At 38.0% G+C, this 19,484-nt stretch carries 15 protein-coding genes and 1 pseudogene; 1 reads left to right on the plus strand and 15 read right to left on the minus strand.

What is annotated here, in order from left to right; genetic code table 11:
- Position 1: 1 nt before the first annotated feature.
- From HMPREF2571_RS04880 to HMPREF2571_RS04905, 6 genes are all read right to left on the minus strand, one after another.
- Entirely contained in the window at positions 2 to 811 is an 810-nt protein-coding gene (locus tag HMPREF2571_RS04880) for a purine-nucleoside phosphorylase (protein ID WP_014633078.1), read from the minus strand.
- Positions 812 to 829: 18 nt separating this feature from the next.
- Positions 830 to 1,375 (minus strand): DUF1697 domain-containing protein, encoded by a 546-nt coding sequence (locus tag HMPREF2571_RS04885; protein WP_045768663.1) that lies wholly within the window; start codon positions 1,373 to 1,375, stop codon positions 830 to 832.
- Position 1,376: 1 nt separating this feature from the next.
- Positions 1,377 to 2,588, minus strand: coding sequence for a phosphopentomutase (locus HMPREF2571_RS04890; protein ID WP_070847313.1), 1,212 nt, complete (start codon positions 2,586 to 2,588; stop codon positions 1,377 to 1,379).
- Positions 2,589 to 2,708: 120 nt separating this feature from the next.
- On the minus strand, positions 2,709 to 3,389 hold the full coding sequence (gene rpiA / locus HMPREF2571_RS04895) for a ribose-5-phosphate isomerase RpiA (RefSeq protein WP_013990522.1): 681 nt from the start codon (positions 3,387 to 3,389) through the stop codon (positions 2,709 to 2,711).
- A gap of 159 nt (positions 3,390 to 3,548) precedes the next feature.
- Positions 3,549 to 6,584 carry an LPXTG cell wall anchor domain-containing protein gene (locus HMPREF2571_RS04900; RefSeq protein WP_070847315.1) on the minus strand — a complete coding sequence of 1,012 codons (3,036 nt, stop codon included), beginning with the start codon at positions 6,582 to 6,584 and terminating at the stop codon, positions 3,549 to 3,551.
- A gap of 1,142 nt (positions 6,585 to 7,726) precedes the next feature.
- Positions 7,727 to 8,080, minus strand: coding sequence for a nucleoside-diphosphate kinase (locus tag HMPREF2571_RS04905; RefSeq protein ID WP_013990520.1), 354 nt, complete (start codon positions 8,078 to 8,080; stop codon positions 7,727 to 7,729).
- A gap of 227 nt (positions 8,081 to 8,307) precedes the next feature.
- Between HMPREF2571_RS04905 and HMPREF2571_RS04910 the strand changes: the two are divergent.
- Positions 8,308 to 9,453: pseudogene (locus HMPREF2571_RS04910) on the plus strand (cobalamin-independent methionine synthase II family protein).
- A 60-nt stretch (positions 9,454 to 9,513) separates the two neighbouring features.
- Here the strand turns inward: HMPREF2571_RS04910 and trmFO are convergent.
- From trmFO to dprA, 9 genes are all read right to left on the minus strand, one after another.
- Positions 9,514 to 10,857: a methylenetetrahydrofolate--tRNA-(uracil(54)-C(5))-methyltransferase (FADH(2)-oxidizing) TrmFO gene (trmFO, locus tag HMPREF2571_RS04915; protein WP_013990517.1), complete on the minus strand. Its 1,344-nt coding sequence runs from the start codon at positions 10,855 to 10,857 to the stop codon at positions 9,514 to 9,516.
- A 118-nt stretch (positions 10,858 to 10,975) separates the two neighbouring features.
- Entirely contained in the window at positions 10,976 to 12,352 is a 1,377-nt protein-coding gene (locus HMPREF2571_RS04920) for a HAMP domain-containing sensor histidine kinase (RefSeq protein ID WP_172633787.1), read from the minus strand.
- Positions 12,343 to 13,002: a response regulator transcription factor gene (locus tag HMPREF2571_RS04925; RefSeq protein WP_004182441.1), complete on the minus strand. Its 660-nt coding sequence runs from the start codon at positions 13,000 to 13,002 to the stop codon at positions 12,343 to 12,345. Before HMPREF2571_RS04925 ends, HMPREF2571_RS04920 begins: the two co-directional genes overlap by 10 nt.
- 34 nt (positions 13,003 to 13,036) lie before the next feature.
- Positions 13,037 to 13,861 (minus strand): TraX family protein, encoded by an 825-nt coding sequence (locus HMPREF2571_RS04930; RefSeq protein WP_004182440.1) that lies wholly within the window; start codon positions 13,859 to 13,861, stop codon positions 13,037 to 13,039.
- A 133-nt stretch (positions 13,862 to 13,994) separates the two neighbouring features.
- Positions 13,995 to 14,642, minus strand: coding sequence for an ABC-2 family transporter permease (locus HMPREF2571_RS04935; RefSeq protein WP_004182439.1), 648 nt, complete (start codon positions 14,640 to 14,642; stop codon positions 13,995 to 13,997).
- Positions 14,629 to 15,357 (minus strand): lantibiotic immunity ABC transporter MutE/EpiE family permease subunit, encoded by a 729-nt coding sequence (locus tag HMPREF2571_RS04940; protein WP_041817216.1) that lies wholly within the window; start codon positions 15,355 to 15,357, stop codon positions 14,629 to 14,631. Before HMPREF2571_RS04940 ends, HMPREF2571_RS04935 begins: the two co-directional genes overlap by 14 nt.
- Positions 15,358 to 15,361: 4 nt before the next feature.
- Positions 15,362 to 16,036, minus strand: a complete 675-nt coding sequence (locus tag HMPREF2571_RS04945; protein WP_013990514.1) for an ABC transporter ATP-binding protein — start codon at positions 16,034 to 16,036, stop codon at positions 15,362 to 15,364.
- A 183-nt stretch (positions 16,037 to 16,219) separates the two neighbouring features.
- Positions 16,220 to 18,364, minus strand: coding sequence for a type I DNA topoisomerase (topA, locus tag HMPREF2571_RS04950; protein WP_070847317.1), 2,145 nt, complete (start codon positions 18,362 to 18,364; stop codon positions 16,220 to 16,222).
- 167 nt (positions 18,365 to 18,531) lie between these two features.
- Positions 18,532 to 19,371 carry a DNA-processing protein DprA gene (gene dprA, locus HMPREF2571_RS04955; protein ID WP_070847319.1) on the minus strand — a complete coding sequence of 280 codons (840 nt, stop codon included), beginning with the start codon at positions 19,369 to 19,371 and terminating at the stop codon, positions 18,532 to 18,534.
- Between the last annotated feature and the right edge of the window lie 113 nt (positions 19,372 to 19,484).

Below are 19,484 nucleotides of genomic sequence, written 5' to 3' on the forward strand. Positions count from 1 at the left end.
TTTAGAGTTCAGCAAGAATCGCTTTTAGCAATCCTTTGAAATCTCCTTTGACACGCTCAGTCACTTCAACCACTTCTTCGTGGTTCAATTCTTCTTGGAAACCAGCCGCAAAGTTGGTAATACATGAAACTCCAAGAACTTTTAAGCCAGAGTGAGCTGCAACAATAACCTCAGGAACGGTTGACATCCCAACAGCATCTGCACCAAGTGTCTTATAAGCACGGATTTCAGCTGGAGTTTCATAAGTTGGACCAGTCACACCGATATAAACACCATCATCCAATTTGATACCAAGTTTATCAGCCACTTGATGAGCGGTTTCACGGTATTCAGGTGTGTAAGCTTTAGACATATCAGGGAAACGTGGACCAAAATCATCCAAGTTTTCACCAATCAATGGGTTTTGACCAGTCATGTTAATGTGGTCAGTGATAGCCATCAAAATACCAGGACCATAGCCGATACCACCTGCCGCATTGGTTACAACAACTCCTTCACATCCAAGAGCTTTCATAACACGTACAGGGAAAGTAACGACTTCAAGCGGATTTCCTTCATAAAAATGGAAACGCCCTTGAAGAGCCAAAACCTTACGTCCAGACAAAGTTCCGTAAACAAGTTTTCCAGCATGTCCGACAACCGTTGATTGTCCCCAGTTTGGAATATCCGCATAGTCAATGACAACTGCGTCTTCAACTTCTTCAGCCAACTCACCAAGTCCAGAACCCAAGATTAAACCGAACTCAGGTTTTTCAATTCCTTTGCTTTCCAAAAATGCTTGAGTAACTCTAATTTTTTCAAGTAGCGACATGTTATTTCTCCCTTAATTTTATTTCATTCTTAAAAAGTGACCAATTTTTGAAAAAGTACTTGCATTTCGAATGGTTATATAAGGATAAAAAGGTGATTTCAATAACTTCTTATGATAAGCCGTTTGACTATAAGTTGATTTATCATACTTTCCCCAGTAGACCCCAAGCTGACCAAAATAAAGTATTTCATCTTTCAACTCTATCGAGTTAATAATCTTCTTCATTTCGTTCTTATCAAGTCTTTCAGTAAATAAGAGGACGTCTTTTCTATAGAAATCATCTTCCCACCACTTGGGTAATGAGGCCACTTCATTTTGGTAATCTTCCAGAGTAAAGAGAGAAAACACCTTAATAAATGGATAAGCCTTATTTAGAAATCCCTCTAAAACTAAGAGGAGTTCCTCTTTCATCAAGGTAGAATCAAAGAAAAGATTTCCACTATTTATATAGGAAGAAACATGTGACATACCGAGTTCTTCTAACTCACGACAAAATTCTTTCATGACTACCTTGTGACGACCACCAACGTTTATCCCACGAACCAAAAATGCATAGCGCTTCATTTTAGACAAGTTTATCCAAGAAGCTTTCACCAATCATGGCTTTATCTACACCAAAGTTTTCAGCGACAGTTGCTGAGATGTCAGAGAAATGACCTACTGGAATAAGTCCATTTCCTTTGAATGATGGGCTATAAGCCAAGAAAGGAATATATTCACGAGTATGGTCTGTACCTGCATAAGTTGGATCATTTCCGTGGTCTGCAGTAATCATCAAGAGATCATCTTCACGCATAGCAGCAATGATTTCAGGCAAACGTTGGTCAAATTCGTGCAAGCAATCACGGTATCCATGTGGATCACGACGGTGTCCATAAAGGGCATCGAAGTCTACCAAGTTTGTGAATGAGAAGCCATGTTTGAAGTCTTCAGAAGTCATAGCTTTAATCAAATTATCAATACCGTGATTATTTGATTTGTTGTGTCCCATATCGTGGTTGATACCAGCTCCGTTGAAAATATCATTGATTTTACCAACGGCATAAGTATCGATACCAGCTTCATTCAATTTATCCAAAACAGTTGGTGCAAATGGTGAAACAGCCAAATCACGACGGTTAGATGTACGAGTGAAGTTTCCAGGCTCACCAACGTAAGGACGAGCGATGATACGCCCTAGAAGAGCTGGACGCTCAAGAGTAATTGAACGTGCATATTCACAAATACGATACAATTCATCCAAAGGAATAACGTCTTCGTGTGCAGCAATTTGAAGAACTGGGTCAGCTGAAGTGTAAATAATCAATTCACCAGTTTCCATTTGACGAGGTCCAAAGTCTTCAATAACAGCTGTACCTGAGTATGGTTTATTAGCTTCACGAATGACTTTACGGCCTGAGAATTCTTCAATTTTAGTGAGAATTTCTTCTGGGAATCCGTTCCAGAAAGTATCAAAAGGTTCAGTAATATTGAGACCCATGATTTCCCAGTGGCCAGTCATCGTATCTTTACCAAGAGACACTTCCTGCAATTTTGTTGCATAACCAGTTGGGTTGCTTTCTGCTGGTACTGTTTTCAAAGGTGTTTCACGAGGAATATTTCCTAGACCAAGCTTAGCCATATTTGGCACATTCAATCCTACAGATTTAGAGATGTGACCAAGGGTATCTGAAGCACCGTCTGGCACACCTGCATTGACAAAGTCATTGGCATCTGGAGCAGCACCAATTCCTACTGAATCAAGAACGACTAAATGCATTCGGTTAAATTTGGACATAATAACACCACAAAGAGCTAAAATCTTTTCGAAATTACCTCTTGCCTTTCTATATTATTTAATAGTTTGAAAATAATTAATTAGTTTTCCTCATTAAAAGTGAGGGGAATAAAAATCGGACTAGGCCTTAACTTCAACGACCTTAACACCGTCTTTTCCTGCAACGATGACTTTGTTAACCATGCCATTGAACAATCCATGATCAACAACCCCTGTCATAGCTTTTAGTTCTTCACCAAGAGCCACTGGATTTTCAATCTTACCTAAATCAAGATCGATGATATAGTTCTTCATATCTGTAACAAAGCGGTCACCTTGCTCCGTAAGTCGGAATGATGGCTTATAACCCTTCGACTCAAAGACACGATACAGACGATCAGCACCATATTGAACCACTTCAACTGGTAATTTGAAAGCACCTAATTGATCAACCATTTTAGACTCATCAACCACCCAGATATATTCTTTTGTAGGTGTAGCGACAATTTTTTCCATCAAAAGGGCACCACCGCCACCTTTAATCCCGTTGAGTTGAGGGTCTACTTCGTCGGCTCCATCAACAGTAACATCAATACTGTCAATGTCATCCACTGCCTTCAAAGGAATGCCTAAGCCCTCAGCTTGTTTAGTGGTTTGACTTGATGTCGTTACACCAACAACACTAAGACCTTCTTCCTTAATACGACGGCCAATTTCCTCTACGAAGAAGTAAGCTGTTGACCCTGTACCGAGTCCAACAACCATTCCATCTTCAACATATTTGGCAGCGGTTACACCAGCGGTTTTCTTAAGTTCTTCCATGCTCGTCTCCTTGCATCTTTCTATAATAGTCGTTCAAGACAATTATAACATGTTTCACCAGTAAATAGAAATGAAATGAGGGAGGAAAACCGAGCAAAAATAAAAACTAGATCCTAAATAGAATCTAGTTTTGATGGGGAACTAATTTAATAGCACCACTTAATCTTCTTTACGACGTTTGAAGAATCCTACAAAGGCTGCAAAAATCATTGAAAGAAGTCCAATCAATCCAGCATTGCTAGTGTGCTCACCAGTTTGTGGCAACTCAGCTTGAGGCACTACAGGAACTTCAGTATCTGGAGTTGGTGTAGTTGGTGGTGTCACTGGAGTTGGAGGAGTAACAGGTGTTGGTGGTGTTTGTGGAGTAGTCGGTGGAGTTGGTGGTACCACGTGAGACTCTCTCTCAACGACATAGTTCTTGTGCCATACAACACTTGGTTTTTCAGGAGTTTTAGGTTCTACTGGTTTAGCAGGAACTTCAACTACTTTTGGTGTTGGTGGCGTTGGTGCCGTTGGACCTGTTGGTGGTGTTGGTGCAACCGGTTTTTCTGGAACTTCAACCACTTTTGGTGTTGGTGGCGTTGGTGCCACTGGCTCTTTTGGAGGTGTTGGTGGTGTTGGTTCTTGTGGATTGATACCAACTGTTTTAACCACTGGTTTAACCGGTGCTGTTGGTGGTGTTGGTGCCTTAGGTTCTTCAGGTTTTTCACCTGGATTCTTAGGCAAACCAAGGTTAGAGTTGATTGCGAACCAATAAACTGTTGGTGCACCATCAGCATTTGCACCTTCAGCAGTAAATACCAAGTGACCATTAGTCATCTTGATACCTGCACCTCCATAGTAGAGGTAAGGTGAATCAGCGTTATCCCAACCTGTCAATTCTGATGTTGTCTCACCATTAAAGACTGCACCGTGGTCAATGTATTGGTTATCATTGACTGATGTTACTTCTTTAGTAGCAGCATCATAAGTAACTGATGATTTTGGAATAGCGATGAATTGGTTATCACCAATATTTACATATTCTTGGTGGCGTGTTGATTGGTATTTTTTCTTAGGTGTGAATGTAATCAAACCAGTTTCAGCAGAAACACTGTATGAACCAATAACATCATCTTTATCACCAAACGTATAATCTTGGTTACCAAGAGCGTGGCCATTACCACTACCTGAAGCATTAAGAGTTGTTACATCAGTTGGAATTTCACGTGAGACAACCCATTCTGAACCATTCCAGTCAGAGATAGGAACCACTACCTTAAGTGGGTTCTCATCTGAAACGTTAACAGTAGCTCCACCAAAATCTGCGTAACCAGATTTTGTAACAACTTCACCGTTTTGGATTGCCAAAGTAGAACCATCTGCGTAAGGATTGTAAGTACCGCGAACAGTATTACCATTAACGTCTTTCGCTTCTACTGTAAGTGGACGTGGGCGCTCAGATGTTTCAACATAAGCTGCACCGTTCCAGTGGTTAAGTGAGTTAAGTGCTACGATAGCATTACGCTCACTAAGGTTGAACATTTTACCATCTTTATCGTAAAACTCAACATCTACAGCTACTTTAACCGGTTTATCTTGATCAGTCGACGCTCCAACTGTCATAGTTACTGTTGGATCCTTACTGATTTTCGCGATACCTTTTCCGTCGTTTGATGGAAGGCTAACGATTTCGTAACGGTATACAACACGTTTGATTGCTGATGCTTCATTCTCAACAAGCATGCTTGATTGGTTCAAACCATCATAAGTAACAACAAATTTGTCACCTTCTTTAACTTGAATCCACTCGTCTTCAGTGTTTGTCCAAGGGCTATTTGAAACAATGTCAGATGCTTGTAACTTGTTAGAGTCATATTGGAAAACATTACTTGTGTTAAGACGCTCTTGTGCTTCTTTTGTCAAGTAGTTGCTTACACCTTCAACTTTGTGTGTCGCATCGTTTTCACGTTGGAAAGTCAATTCTTGAACAACTTCAGCATCTTTAAGGTTACGATATACAGGATCATTCATGTATTTATCGTAAGCTGTTTTAGCATCTTGGTATTGTTTAAGTGCTGTTTGGTAGACAGCTAATTTGTTTTGATACTCAAGGTACTCTTGGTCATATTTAGCTTTTTGCTCATTGTAGACAACCAAGGCTGCTTCGTACTTAGCTTTAGCATCTGCATTGTATTTTTCAATAGCTTGTTTTGTTTCAAGATCTGCTTCATAAGCTGTTTTCTTAGCGTTATAAAGTTCAAGATTCTTGTCATATGCTGCTTTTTCTACATCATATTTAGCTTTTGCTTCATTGTATGCTGCTAGCTCAGTTTGATATTTAGCTTCAGCTTCAGCGTTACGTTTTTCCGTAACAACTTTTTCAGCTACTTTATTATCATAGTTAGCTTTTTCAGCATTGTATTTGGCTTTATCGCTATTGTACTGAGCAAGAGCTGCTTCATAATCAGCTTTTGCTTGGTTATATGTTGCCAATTCTGCTTGGTATTTAGCTGCAGAAAGCGCATTTTCTTTATCAGCGGCTTCTTTTTCTGCTACCTTAGCATCATAAGTAACTTTCTTAGTCTTGTACTCTGAAAGAGCTGAGTCATAAGCTTGCTTAGCAATTTGGTATTGCTCTGAAGCTTTATCATAAGCTGTTTTTTCAGTATCATATTTAGCCTGAGCTTCAGCATTTGTTTTATCAGCAAGTGCTTTCTCAGCTAATTTTGCATCATAGTTTGCTTTTGCTTTATCATAGTCAGCTTTATCTGACTTGTATTGTTCTTTAGCCGCTTTATAATCAGAAACGACTGTATTGATTTTCTCTGCTTGTGCTTTATTATCTGCAGCAGCTGCTTCAACAGTTTCTTTGGTTTGAGCAGGTTCTTCCTTAACCTCAACCCCTTCGTTAGTTGCAGCTGTTTTTGCAGCTTCTAAGCTTGTATTTGTTACTTCACTCGTTGTGACAGTTGTGTTGCCTTCTTCAGTAACGTTAACAACTTTCTTTTCAGTTGAATCTGCTACGGCAGAAGTGCTTTCTTCAACAGCATCTGTTGCTTCAACTGCTGGTGTTGCTGAATCTGTAGTTGTTGCAACTTCATCAGCGCTTGCATTTGAACCTCCTACTGCAAGAACTGCAGTCCCCAAAAGAACAGAAGCCGCACCAAGGCTAGACTTCCTGAGTGAATAACGTTGTAATTCCTTTTTCCCCATTTAAATTACGTCCTTCTATATTTAGTTATGCTCATATTCTAACAAAAGAAAGAACCATGTCAATTTGAGATATCTCATAAAAACACCCATTCCTTTAAACTCTATTAGATTCTTAAATTCAAATACTTTTTAATATCAAAGTATTTGATAGACAAAATCCTATTGTGAATAGTGTTGACATTACAAATAGAAGGTTTAATTTTATAATAGATAGATTGATTCGCTTTAATATTTTTATTGGAAAGATTATGAAAAAAATCAACTATAATTGTACTGACCTCCAAAAGTTAGACAGAAAAATCTAACTCTTGGAGTGTAGTTCAGAGCTTAGACTATTTATAATTATCACTTAAAGCTACTCATCCCTACGGGTAACTATACCAGTAGGTTACTCTTACACTTTTAAGCTCCCCCTAACTGATAAAATGCTTAGTTGTGGAGATATTGATTAACATGCACAAGACCCAACCTCATGTATTCTACACTCTTTTTGTTGCAAAATAAATGAAAGAGTTGACTAATAATTGCTCAGTACTTTTCATAAATAATTTGATATCTATATTTAGATGAAAGACTTTCAATTCCATTGTGACATTTTTTGACACATTACTAGAAGTTTTTTGAAATCACTAGCATGACTAGTGATTTTCAAGAAATAAAAAAATCCTAAAACCAAAGATTTTAGAAAGTCATGAGTTTTTATATCTTAGGCCAAAAACTTAGTAATGGAACTTCTTAAAGAACTGCTAACATTTATCACTAACAAATCATCGTTATTATTAGCGTTTTTTCCTACTTAATGTAGAATATCAAACAATATTGAAGTCTTAACAGTAACCGGTACCTTGATATTTACTATAGTACCTGAATCGTTCAAGTCATATACCAAAGTTTGCATTGTACCACAAACCTACGAAGAACAAATTAAGTACCACCATAAACAGCCAAGAAGTTAAATTTAACAACGATATCACCTACGAATTTTCGTAAAAATATCGAGTAGAATCGTTAGTGTCAAAAAGACAGTTGCTCACGTTTATTTAGACACATCAACTACGACAGCAAAAGTTATCGCTGTTGCTCATTCTACAACTCCTTTTAGTTAAAGTGTTTTAATTCAATAAACCAGCTTTAAATCCATCCTACTCACCAAACCAAATCTTGATTTCTCGAGCCGCAGATTCTTCTGAATCAGAGCCATGAACGATATTTAGAATCATATCACCATCTGGTGCGGTTGCAAAGTCTCCACGGATTGTTCCAGGAGCAGCATTGCCCGGATTAGTTGCTCCCATCATATCACGCCATGACTTGATAACACCTGAACCAGAAATAATACCAATAACAGATGGACCACTCATCATGAATTCTGCAATGCTAGGGAAAAAAGGTTTATCAACCAATTGAGCATAATGTTCTTTAAGACGTTCTTCGTCAAGTGTCAACATTTCCATTCGTTCAATAATGAAGCCACGACGTTCAATACGATCAATCACTTATCCCATCAAGTGTCGTTTTACAGCATCTGGTTTAATAATAAAAAATGTTTTTTGCATGTTCCCAACCTTCATTATTTTCTTTTCATTTTACCATAGGAAGTATCATTTTGCAGGCCAAAACCTTATATAGTCTTAAACTATACCCACAGAAAGAAAATAACTATTTTCAATTGAAATAAATAAAAAGTTTTATAGATATAAAATCTTATTTTGAGGTGAATCTTATGACAAAATCTAAATTTCAATTAGTTGGTTCTCTCCTTCGTCCTGCGGATCTCCGTAAATACAAGGACGAAATCGAGCACCGTGACGACATCCAGTATCCTTTTTACGATGCCCTTCCTGGTTATCAAGAAACTGAAACTGCAGATATTAAGCAAATTGTGGCTGACCAAAAGGCTAATGGTATTGACATTCTTACCGATGGTGAGTTTGGCCGTTCTATGTGGCACTTAGACTTTGTCTGGGGTCTCAAAGGTATTGAACGCTACATTGCTGAGCACGGTTATACATTCAAAGACCACGATGGCGGACAATATGAGACTCGTAAAGATATTGGTATTCGTATCACTGAACCACTCTCAGGTAAAAACCACCATTACCTAGATATCTATAAATTGGTTAAAGCTGAAGCTGGTGATGAAGATACTAAACAAACTATCTGGGGTCCAGCTCATGCTTATACTGAACTTGCTATCTTTGACCGTTTGGCTGGTCCTGGGCAAGTCTATGAAACTAATGAAGACCTCAAAAAAGGTTTGATTAATGCCTATAAAGAATTCTTGGAAGAATACAAGGCAGTTGGTGGATAAATCGTTCAATTTGACGACTGTCTCTGGGAACTTTTTGACCCATCAAACCCTGCAAGTTTCTTTGCGGAAGGTAATTCTGATTTGGCAGAATTGGCTGATGAGTTTGTAGCTATCAATAACGAGGTTGTAGACTATGCTCACGAACTTGGTTTAACGGTTTGGACACACAACTGTCGTGGTAACTATGAAAGCCGTTCTGCTGCCGAAGGAACTTACGAAGCCATTGCTAAGAAGTTCTTGGCAGAGCAACACTATGATCGCTTCTTCCTTGAATGGGACAGCGATACAGCTGGTGATATCAAGGCTCTCGAAGCCCTCAAAGACAGCAAGGCTGAAGTTGTACTAGGACTTTTGTCATCAAAAACAACTGAACTTGATGACGAAGAACGTGTTCTTGACTTGCTTGAAAAAGCTAGTAAAATCCTTCCTAAAGAGCGTCTCTTCCTTTCTCACCAATGTGGTTTCGCCTCATGTGACTCAGGTAATGAGTTGGCAACACCACAACAATGGGCTAAAATTAAACAAGGTCAAGATATCGCTAAGAAATTCTTTGGTTAATTGAATACTTTTAGATCTGAAAAATCCCTTACCGCATTCGGTAAGGGATTTTAATGTTGACTAAGCTTGAATAAAAGGTTGTAAATCTTTAAGAGCACGCTCAGCAATTTTTTCGTAACGCTCTTTCTTGTCACGAATACGTGGACCTTCCAACTCTTTGATAATACCGAAGTTAACATTCATTGGTTGGAAATGTTTACTTTCAGCGTGAGTCACATAGTATGGAAGACTACCGATAGCTGTTGTGTGAGGGAAGATGACTTCTTCTTCACCCTTAAAGAGACGGGCAGCATTGATTCCAGCAACCAAACCTGAAGCAGCTGATTCAACATAACCTTCAACACCGGTCATTTGCCCTGCAAAGAACAAATTAGGGTTTGATTTTGATTGGAAGGTTTGTTTTAACAAATTTGGCGAATCCATGTAAGAGTTACGGTGCATAACCCCATAACGTACAAATTCAGCATTTTCAAGTCCTGGAATCATTTGGAAGACGCGCTTCTGTTCTCCCCATTTAAGGTGAGTTTGGAAACCAACGATATTATAGAGACTACCAGCCGCATTGTCCTGACGAAGCTGAACAACCGCATAAGGTGTCTTGAAATCACCGTCACGTGGCCCTTTGTAATCCTCAGGATACTCCAAACCAACCGGTTTCATAGGGCCATAGAGCATTGTCTTGATACCACGTTTAGCCATGACCTCGATAGGCATACACCCTTCGAAATACTTTTCTTTTTCAAAGGAATTCAAAGGAGCTTCTTCAGCTGTTGTCAAGGCCTCATGGAAAGCCATGAACTCTTCCTTAGTCATTGGACAGTTTAGATAAGCTGCTTCACCCTTGTCATAGCGTGACTTAAGGTAAACCTTGTTCATGTCGATAGTCGCTTTATCAACGATTGGTGCAGCGGCATCATAGAAATAAAAGCCATCTCCACCGTTTAGTTCATGAATTTTTTCAGCTAGAGCATCAGAAGTCAATGGTCCTGAAGCAATAACTGTAATAGCATCATCAGGAATTTCTGTGATTTCTTCACGGATAACTTCAATTAATGGATGATTTTCAATTTCAGCTGTTACCGCTTCTGCATAACCTTCACGGTCCACCGCCATGGCACCACCAGCTGGCACACGATGAGCTTCTCCATTACGCATAATGATAGAGTCCAAGCGACGCATTTCTTCTTTAAGAAGCCCTACAGCATTGGTCAAGCTATCTCCACGGAAAGAGTTAGAGCAAACCAATTCTGCAAAATTTGTTGTCTTATGCTGTGGTGTTGCTTTGACCCCACGCATTTCATAAAGTTTTACTGGAATACCACGTTTGGCAATCTGATAAGCCGCCTCGGATCCGGCCAAACCAGCTCCAATCACGTTAATATAATCTGCTTTTGATTGAGACATGACACTAATACCTCTTCGGGAACAAGATGAAATCCTGCCCCCCACAAATCTTTCTTCATTTTTACTCTTAGTAGTATAGCAAAAAACTCCTCATCTGGCGACTAGGAGTAATTTGTATTTAAAGGGGTAACATGATAGTCACTCTAGCACCACCTGTGCCATTGTCATTTGAAAGAGAAAGACTACCATGGTGTAAGCGAATAATATCATTAGCAATAGTCAGCCCAAGTCCACTATGATTGCGGCTCTGTCTACTTTTATCCTCTTGATAAAAGAGCTGAGTGGCTTTTTCAAGTGATTCAAGGGAAAATCCAGGACCAGAATCAAGGCAGATAAACTTGAATTCATCATCTTCTACCCTAGCAGTTAAGAGCAACTGACTACCACTAGGCGTATGCTCTACCGCATTCGAAAGGATATTCATAAAAGCTCGATTTAATAAGGACCTGTCCCAATTGCCTATGGTTTCTTTCTCAATTTCTTTCTTATCAAATACCACATTGATTTGTTTCGTTTGAGCTAATGACAAGGTTTGATCGTAAATGTCTTCAACAAATTCCTTAACTGGAATTTCTTCAAGCGTCAAGGTTTTCTTAAAACTCGTTTTGTTGAGTTCTGACAACTCTTTTACATAAGCATCAACCTGTGCAATTCCTTTTTGAAAATGCTCTAACAAGTCCGTTTGATTTTCATCCAAGGACGTCATAGCTAAGAGTTCTGCATTCCCACGAGCAACTGTTAGGGGCGTCTTTAGGTCATGTGTCAGAGCAGAAATCTGATTTTGTTTATCTTGCTCTGCCTTCCAATTTTCCATCAAAGACTCACGAAGTGCTACTCGCATATGATCCAAACCACTTAACACTTGATTAAATTCCTTAATTGTAGACTGAGAAGTTTGAAAATCCAAATCTTGCTCTGCTATTTTCTCTGTTGCCTTCAATATTGTGCTTAACTCTCGACTCAATTTACTAGCATAGTAAAAAGTTAAAGTAATAAATATGAGTAGTATAGACACCATCATTGAGCCAATCATCAATAGATCAGCATTGGGAAAATGCTGGTTCATCCAGTCATTACGGTACCGAGGTGATAGTTGATAATTGACAATGACGATGCCATCAGACCGTTCAAATGACTGAAAATAGCCATATTTGCCACCATGAACATTCTTGAATTGGTAATCTAGCAAGGATTCTTCTTGCAAATTATCTGGCATGTTAGACTTCTTAAGCTTAAAATCCCTAGTCAAGAAGACATAGCTTGTACCATCAGGCAAGACATCTGGATTAAAGACCTTAGAAGTTTCAATTTCATTCCTGACAGCAGACAAATCACTTTCTACCTGATTTGCTGGAAACACAACGCCAAAACGATAAGACAAGCTGAACAAAGACAAAATAAGCAGGCTACTGATTGCTGATAGAACTGTAAGACTGACGACATAAGATAATAAGATTGTTCTTAGAGAGTGTTCTCGTTTTTTAATTAGTGCCACTTGTAACCAATCCCCCAGACTGTTTCAATAGGATTTTGCCCAACATTTTTGAGCTTTGCACGGATATTTTTGATATGTTCAGCCACTGCTGTCGGACTCCCTTTATCCTCATAGCCGTACAAATGCGTGTAGATTTGCTCTTTGGAAAAGACTTGGCCCTTATTTTCAGCCAGAAACTGACAAATACGATATTCTGACCTAGTCAAATCTAACAACTGATTCTCAACATAAAGCTCCTGAGCAGACAAATCAAACTGAATATTTTCAATTAATAGCTTATGGTGGCGCTCACGATGTTCACGTCTCAAGTGAGCAGCCACACGCGCTTGAAGTTCTTTAATCCCAAATGGCTTACAAATATAATCATCTGCACCATAAGTCAACCCCTGGACAATATCTGCCTCTTGTGTTTTAGCTGTAATAAAGAGTATAGGACAATCCACTTGATCCCGAATGTCATGACAAAACTGGAGACCGTCAACATCAGGCATCATAATATCCAGTAAAATCAAGTCAAACCGTGGCAACGAGTTCTTATCCAAATCTAAAACACTTGTAAGCCCCGTCACCTTATGATTTTGGAGCTCTAAAGCCTTTACAACAAATTGAACAATATCTTCCTGATCATCAACGACAAGTATCTGAGCCATAACCTCTCCTTTCATACAAAGTACCCTTATCATATCATCTATAGAAGATAACTGACAAGGCGTAAAGTAGATAAATATGTGTTGGGTAAAAGACATAGAACAAATATTTTGACCCTTTACCTCTTTGACCGTTATAACAAAGCATTAAGGGAGCTGCAAATATTTCCATCCATTCAATGTATTTAAACATTAAATCGTGAAAAGAAGGTCTACTTAGAACAATCGCTATTAGTGCCCAAACTAGACTAACACTCACAAAAGCAAGCACTTCTTTCTTAAGATTCTTGTGACAAAGATACATAGCGATACCAGTCAAAAGTAACCACGTTCCTCCATCGCTGATAAATGTATGAACTGGTAGCACTGTAAAATTGAGTAATTTAAGTAGAAAACCTAACATAGGTTTGTTCACACTTAGCAGATAAAAAGGCAACATTAGCAATGGGAGTAATATTGGAAAAAGTAAGGTTGGGATTCCTTTTAGATATTTCCTTTCTTGAATCCAAGCGATACCTTGAAGAGCAACGAGCAAGATAACGAATGATGACAACATCATATTTTGTGGAAAGAAACCATCTGGCCTTACAAGAGGATGTAAAAAATTATAAAATCCAAACTGAATCAATCCCATCAAAATAGCTAAAGCATAAATCCTTAGGAAGTATTTTTTTCGATTGTGTGTATGGACGAAACCTTCAATCACAGCAAATAGAAATAAGGGGGCCGCTAATCTCCCAATCATAGTAAACCAAATGGGTATTTTTCCTGTATATTCAAAAAAATATTGAATATGGTCGAATACCATAGTAATTAGGGCTATATATTTGAGTTGGAAACCTGATAGACTAAAACGTTTCATAATAACTCTCCTTTCTTTTCATCCTTAGTATAAAAAACAAATTAACTAACATAGTTTACTTTTCCGACAAACTACTAACCAAATTTTAGGATAACCACGAAAGACTAATACACTATCTATGTTATTTCTTATATTATTTTTTGGTTCTATAATCTATTAAACATATAAATAACAAAGTCACCCCAACAATCCATAAAGGAAGGGAATTGAGTTGGCTCCAATCACTAAGGATAAGGCTATTGAAAGGTAAAGCAATAGGAAGCCAATGAGTAGACAAGAAAACTTTATTACTAGCAAAAATAATAAAAATAATTTCAACCATAGAGATTATAATATTACTAACACTGTTCAGACTCACTTGTATAAAGTAGTGAAAATGATTAAGAAAGACTATTAACATCCAACTTGATAGACTTACTACAAATCCATTAACACTATTCATAAGAAGGAGGTTTATGATAAGCCAACTGAATAAAGAAGGTAGGCTAAGGACTATGTCTGATATTAAAAGTTTAGCCAACCATAAACGTCTTTGCTTAGGATAACTCGATATTTCTTGATAATGATTAGCGTGTTTTTCTTGTTCAATCCCTAAAATTGACAAAAATGATGTCAATAGCGGATAGCATAAAAAAGATAATATGGCTAAATTAGTTAGAGAAAAACCATTAGGAACGAAGCTCACATACATTGGAATTGTAATGATCTCTAAGACAGCAAAACTGAGAATAAGATAAAGACCGAAAGTATTCTTAAATTTTAGTAACTCACTCCTTAGCATTTAATTGCCTCCTTTGAAGTGAAAAAGATAAAAACAATGTCACTACTATTGATAGTATCATCGTAAGTAACACTTGAAGAATGCTAGTATGATTCGTATTTACAATAATATCCCCCGATGGTTTAAGATTTAATAAAAATTGAGCTATTTTATAGTGATAAGTATAGGGGAAAACGAACCAAAGTGGACTCTGAGCAATAAAGGGTGCTATTAAAAGACAAACCAATGTATTAAGAGCTAATAGGATGAATTGACTCATGTATTTAGACATTAGGTAAAGTAAAGGAATGTTCCATAAAGTTGTCATCCAAATTAAGATTAAGGAAATAGCTGTTTTAGGAATATTTATTGGAATAAAACCTGTGTAAATAAATGCAACGAGACTGAGAAAAGCAAGTAAGAATAAACTAGCAAGCAATGTTCTCATGCCTATAAGCACCATTTTTATCAAGGTAATTTTCAAAGTGAAACCCTCATTGGCAACATTTTGAAAATGCCCAGCCTGGTCTTCTAAACGTCTATCAACTATAAACAAAAGACCATTTACAAGATATAAAAAGATAGCTTCCCACCAATAAACCGAGAAAGGAACAAAAATCTGTAACCCTCCCATTAAAAAGGCTATAAGAACAGTTAAAAATGGTATGATGATTAAGAATTTAGTCGTTCCTAAATGTCGTAATTTGAGCAATTCCGAATAGAATATCTTTTGCATATCACTAACCCCCATGAACAATTTTAAAGAAGAGTCTCTCAAGACTATCTACATTTTTGTTTTCACCATAATATTGAATCTTACCTTTATCGAGAATAAGAATATGATCAGCAACCTTACTAATTTCTAGAAGTTGATGACTGGAAACCAGAATTGTCATCCCTTTTGCTTTCAAGGAACGAATAAGGTCTAGCAATTCATTTATACCATCGGGATCAAGGCCATTAGTAGGCTCATCTAGAATTAAAAATTGGGGATCAGTTAAAATGGCCATACCAATCCCAAGTCGCTGCTTCATACCTAATGAAAATTTACCGGCTTTTTTCTTTCCAGTATTTGAAAGACCAATTATTTCCAAGGTTTCAAAAATTTTTGAATCAGGAATATCATATAACAACGCTTTTGTTTTTAGATTATCAAAAGCCGAAAGGTTGTGATAAATTGCAGGTGCTTCGATTAATGCACCTAATGAATGTTTGTTTTTGGATGATCCATCAAATCGAATTTCTCCACTACTTTTTTGGACTAAACCAAAAAGAATTTTCATCAGAGTTGACTTACCAGCCCCATTTACTCCTAATAGACCAGAAACCGTTCCAGATTCAATTGTAAATGTGATGTTGTCTAAGATAGTCTTATCTTTGTAGGATTTTGAAAGTTGTTTAACAGTTATTTGCATTTGTACACCTCTTTTAGAATAGTTCTGTTTTCAATATAAGCTTATATTTACCTAATATCAGAAAACCACTTACTCTCCTTTCTTTTCATGCTTAGTATAAAAAACAAATTTAAGGAAAGTATCAGTTTTTTTGATAAAATGCAAAAAAGCTATCTCAAGACTTAACTTGAGATAGCTTTCTTTTTATTTAACAATCGATTCTTTGTAGTCACACTCTTCGTTACTACAGATAACTTGCTTACCGCCACCACGAACTTTCTTCTCGACAAGATAATCGCCTGATTTAGGACAGTTACGTCCAACAGGGATATCCCAAGATGTAAATTCACAGTCAGGGTAGCGATCACAGCCATAAAAGACACGATTTCGTTTTGTCTTACGTTCGATGACCTGACCTTTACCACAGGTTGGGCAAGTAACGCCAATTTCTTTGGTTATGGCCTTAGTATTGTGACAATCTGGGAAGTTACTACATGCGTAGAACTTACCGTATCGACCAAGTTTGATGACCATTGGATGACCACAGAGGTCACAATCAAAACCGGCAGGCTCATCCTTGATTTGGATTTTTTCAATACCTTCTTCAGCTTTTTCCAATTCTTTTTGGAAAGGTTTGAAGAACTCATCAATAACCTTCTGCCATTGTTCCTTACCGATTTCAACTTTATCGAGTTTTCCTTCCATCTCGGCGGTGAATTTAACATCCACGATGTCAGGGAAGAATTCGACGATTAAACTATTAACGATTTCACCAAGTTCTGTTGGTTCAAAACGTTTAGCCACCAATTTGACATAGTAACGACGTTGAATAACATCAAGTGTCGGTGCATAAGTTGACGGACGACCAACTCCATTTTCTTCCAGCGTCTTAATCAGAGTCGCTTCAGAATAGCGGGCAGGTGGTTGCGTGAAGTGTTGTTCAGGCGTTGTCACAACCTTCTTAACCGTATCACCTTCTGCCATATCAGGAAGCATTTTGTTCTTATCAGAATCGTTGTAAACGGCCATATAACCATCGAACTTGATTTGGCTACCATTTGCAGTGAAAATGACTCCGTTTTGAGGCAAGGTCACCTTCATCGTATCAAATACTGCAGCTGTCATTTGACTCGCTACAAAACGATTCCAGATAAGAGTATAGAGCTTAAGCTGATCCTTATCCAAATACTTAGCGATGCTTTCTGGTGTTTGGAAAACATTTGACGGACGAATAGCCTCATGGGCGTCTTGTGCTCCCGAACTATTTTTCACCTTGCTGCCATGTTTTGAATACTTAGAACCAAAGCGTTCTGTAATAAATTCAGCAGCCTGGTTTTGTGCCACTGGACTAATACGTGTAGAGTCCGTACGCATATAGGTAATCAAACCTTGAGCTCCTGAACCCAAATTAATTCCTTCATACAACTGTTGAGCAACCATCATGGTCTTACGTGTTCGGAAGTTAATCTTATTAGCAGCATCCTGTTGGAGAGATGAAGTTGTATATGGCAATGGCGCATTACGACGGCGTTCTTTTTTCTCTACTTTATCTACGTTAAAGTCATCACTTGTGATACGAGAGAGAACGGCTTGAACATCCTCATTATTGTTGAGCTTAAGCTTTTTACCATCTAAGCCATAGAAGCTAGCCTGAAACTTCTTAGCACCCTTCTTAAAGGCACCATCAATAGTCCAGTATTCTTCTGGTTTAAAGGCCTTAATTTCATTTTCACGGTCAATAATAAGCTTAAGCGCTACTGATTGTACACGACCTGCAGAAAGACCTTTCTTAACCTTCTTCCATAGAAGCGGTGAAATAGAGTAACCCACAATACGGTCCAAGACACGACGAGCTTGCTGAGCATCTACCAAGTCCATGTCAATGGCGCGTGGCTCTACAAAGGCATTTTTTACTGCATCTTTAGTGATTTCGTTAAAAACGACACGATTCTTATCATCTGGCTCTAATCCAAGAATATGTGACAAATGCCATGAAATGGCTTCCCCTTCACGGTCCGGGTCACTTGCGAGAAAGACTTGCTTGGCTTTTTTAGCTTCTTTCTTCAATTCATTGATAAGAGGTCCCTTACCTCGAATATTAATGTACTGAGGTTCGTAGTTGTTTTCAAAATCAATAGACATACTTGATTTTTTCAAATCACGAATATGCCCAACAGAGGCTACAACTTTATAGTTGCGGCCAAGATACTTCTCAATCGTTTTCGCTTTAGCAGGAGACTCCACGATGACCAAATTTTTCTTTGGTGTCGCTCTCTTTTTAGTCGCCTTTTTGGCTGTCGTTTTCTTTGTTGTTTTAGTTTTCGTTTTTGTTGTCGTTGCTGTCGCCATAGACTATTTCCTTATAATGTTATAAACTGGCTGCGCCACTAATCTGTCTAAAATCTAGTCACAAGACATTAAAAAATGAAACATCTTGGACCGAGCAACTAACATGATACCTTCCTTTTCTTTAACTGTCAATAAAAAACTTTATCTCTATAGGAGAAGTTTGATTTTCAAGAAAACTCTGAAAGGATGTCAAACCCTGTCGTAATGCACTTTGCACCCTCCTGAATTAGGTGATGGCATCCATCTGACTTTCCATCTAAAATATTTCCTGGAATAGCAAAAACATCTCTACCTTCTTCCATGGCACGCTCACAAGTAATCAGACTTCCTGAGCGAAGCTTAGCTTCTACAACCATAACTCCTTGACACAATCCAGAAATAATCCGATTGCGTTCAGGAAAGTGGTACTTGAGAGGCTGCTCACCTGGTCCATATTCAGTAAGAACTAAATGATTTTTGGCCATATAGTCCTGCAAAGCTTTATTTTCTTTAGGATAATAAACATCAAGTCCTGTCCCGATAACTGCAATAGTGTTTCCCTTATTTTTCAAGGCCTCCATATGCGCACAAGTATCAATCCCACGCGCCAATCCACTCACAATAGTAAAGTGATTCCCAAGTTCACTAACAATTTTACGGACAGACTGTTTGCCTGTTTCAGAACACTTTCTTGCCCCAACAACAGCTAGCTTTGGTTTACTCAGTAAATCAAGATTCCCCTGATAATAAAGGAGGACAGGAGGATTATAGGTATGCTTCAGCTCAATGGGATATTCTTTATCAAAAATCGATAACGTAGGAAAATGGTCGAATTGTTCTTTGAGTTGCTTAATATCTAAACTCTTATACTTTTCCATAAAAAGAACGGCATTTTTAGACTTGGATACCACTGCCATATCACGTAAACTCAATTTTCTATCTTGAGTCTTTTGATAGTCCAAAATATTTAAGATATTCAAATTCGTCAACCCAGCGGCTTTAAGTTTAAAAAGTTCAAAATTATTCATATAGATACCTCCTTTTCATTATTCGTAACAGAAAAGAAAAAAGCTCCATTATGGAACTTTGGCTCTATAATTTCTGTAGTGGATAAAACCACTGTAGAGATTATAGAGCTTTT

The sequence above is a fragment of the Streptococcus sp. HMSC068F04 genome (assembly GCF_001837455.1).
In the GTDB taxonomy this organism is placed as follows: domain Bacteria; phylum Bacillota; class Bacilli; order Lactobacillales; family Streptococcaceae; genus Streptococcus; species Streptococcus salivarius_D.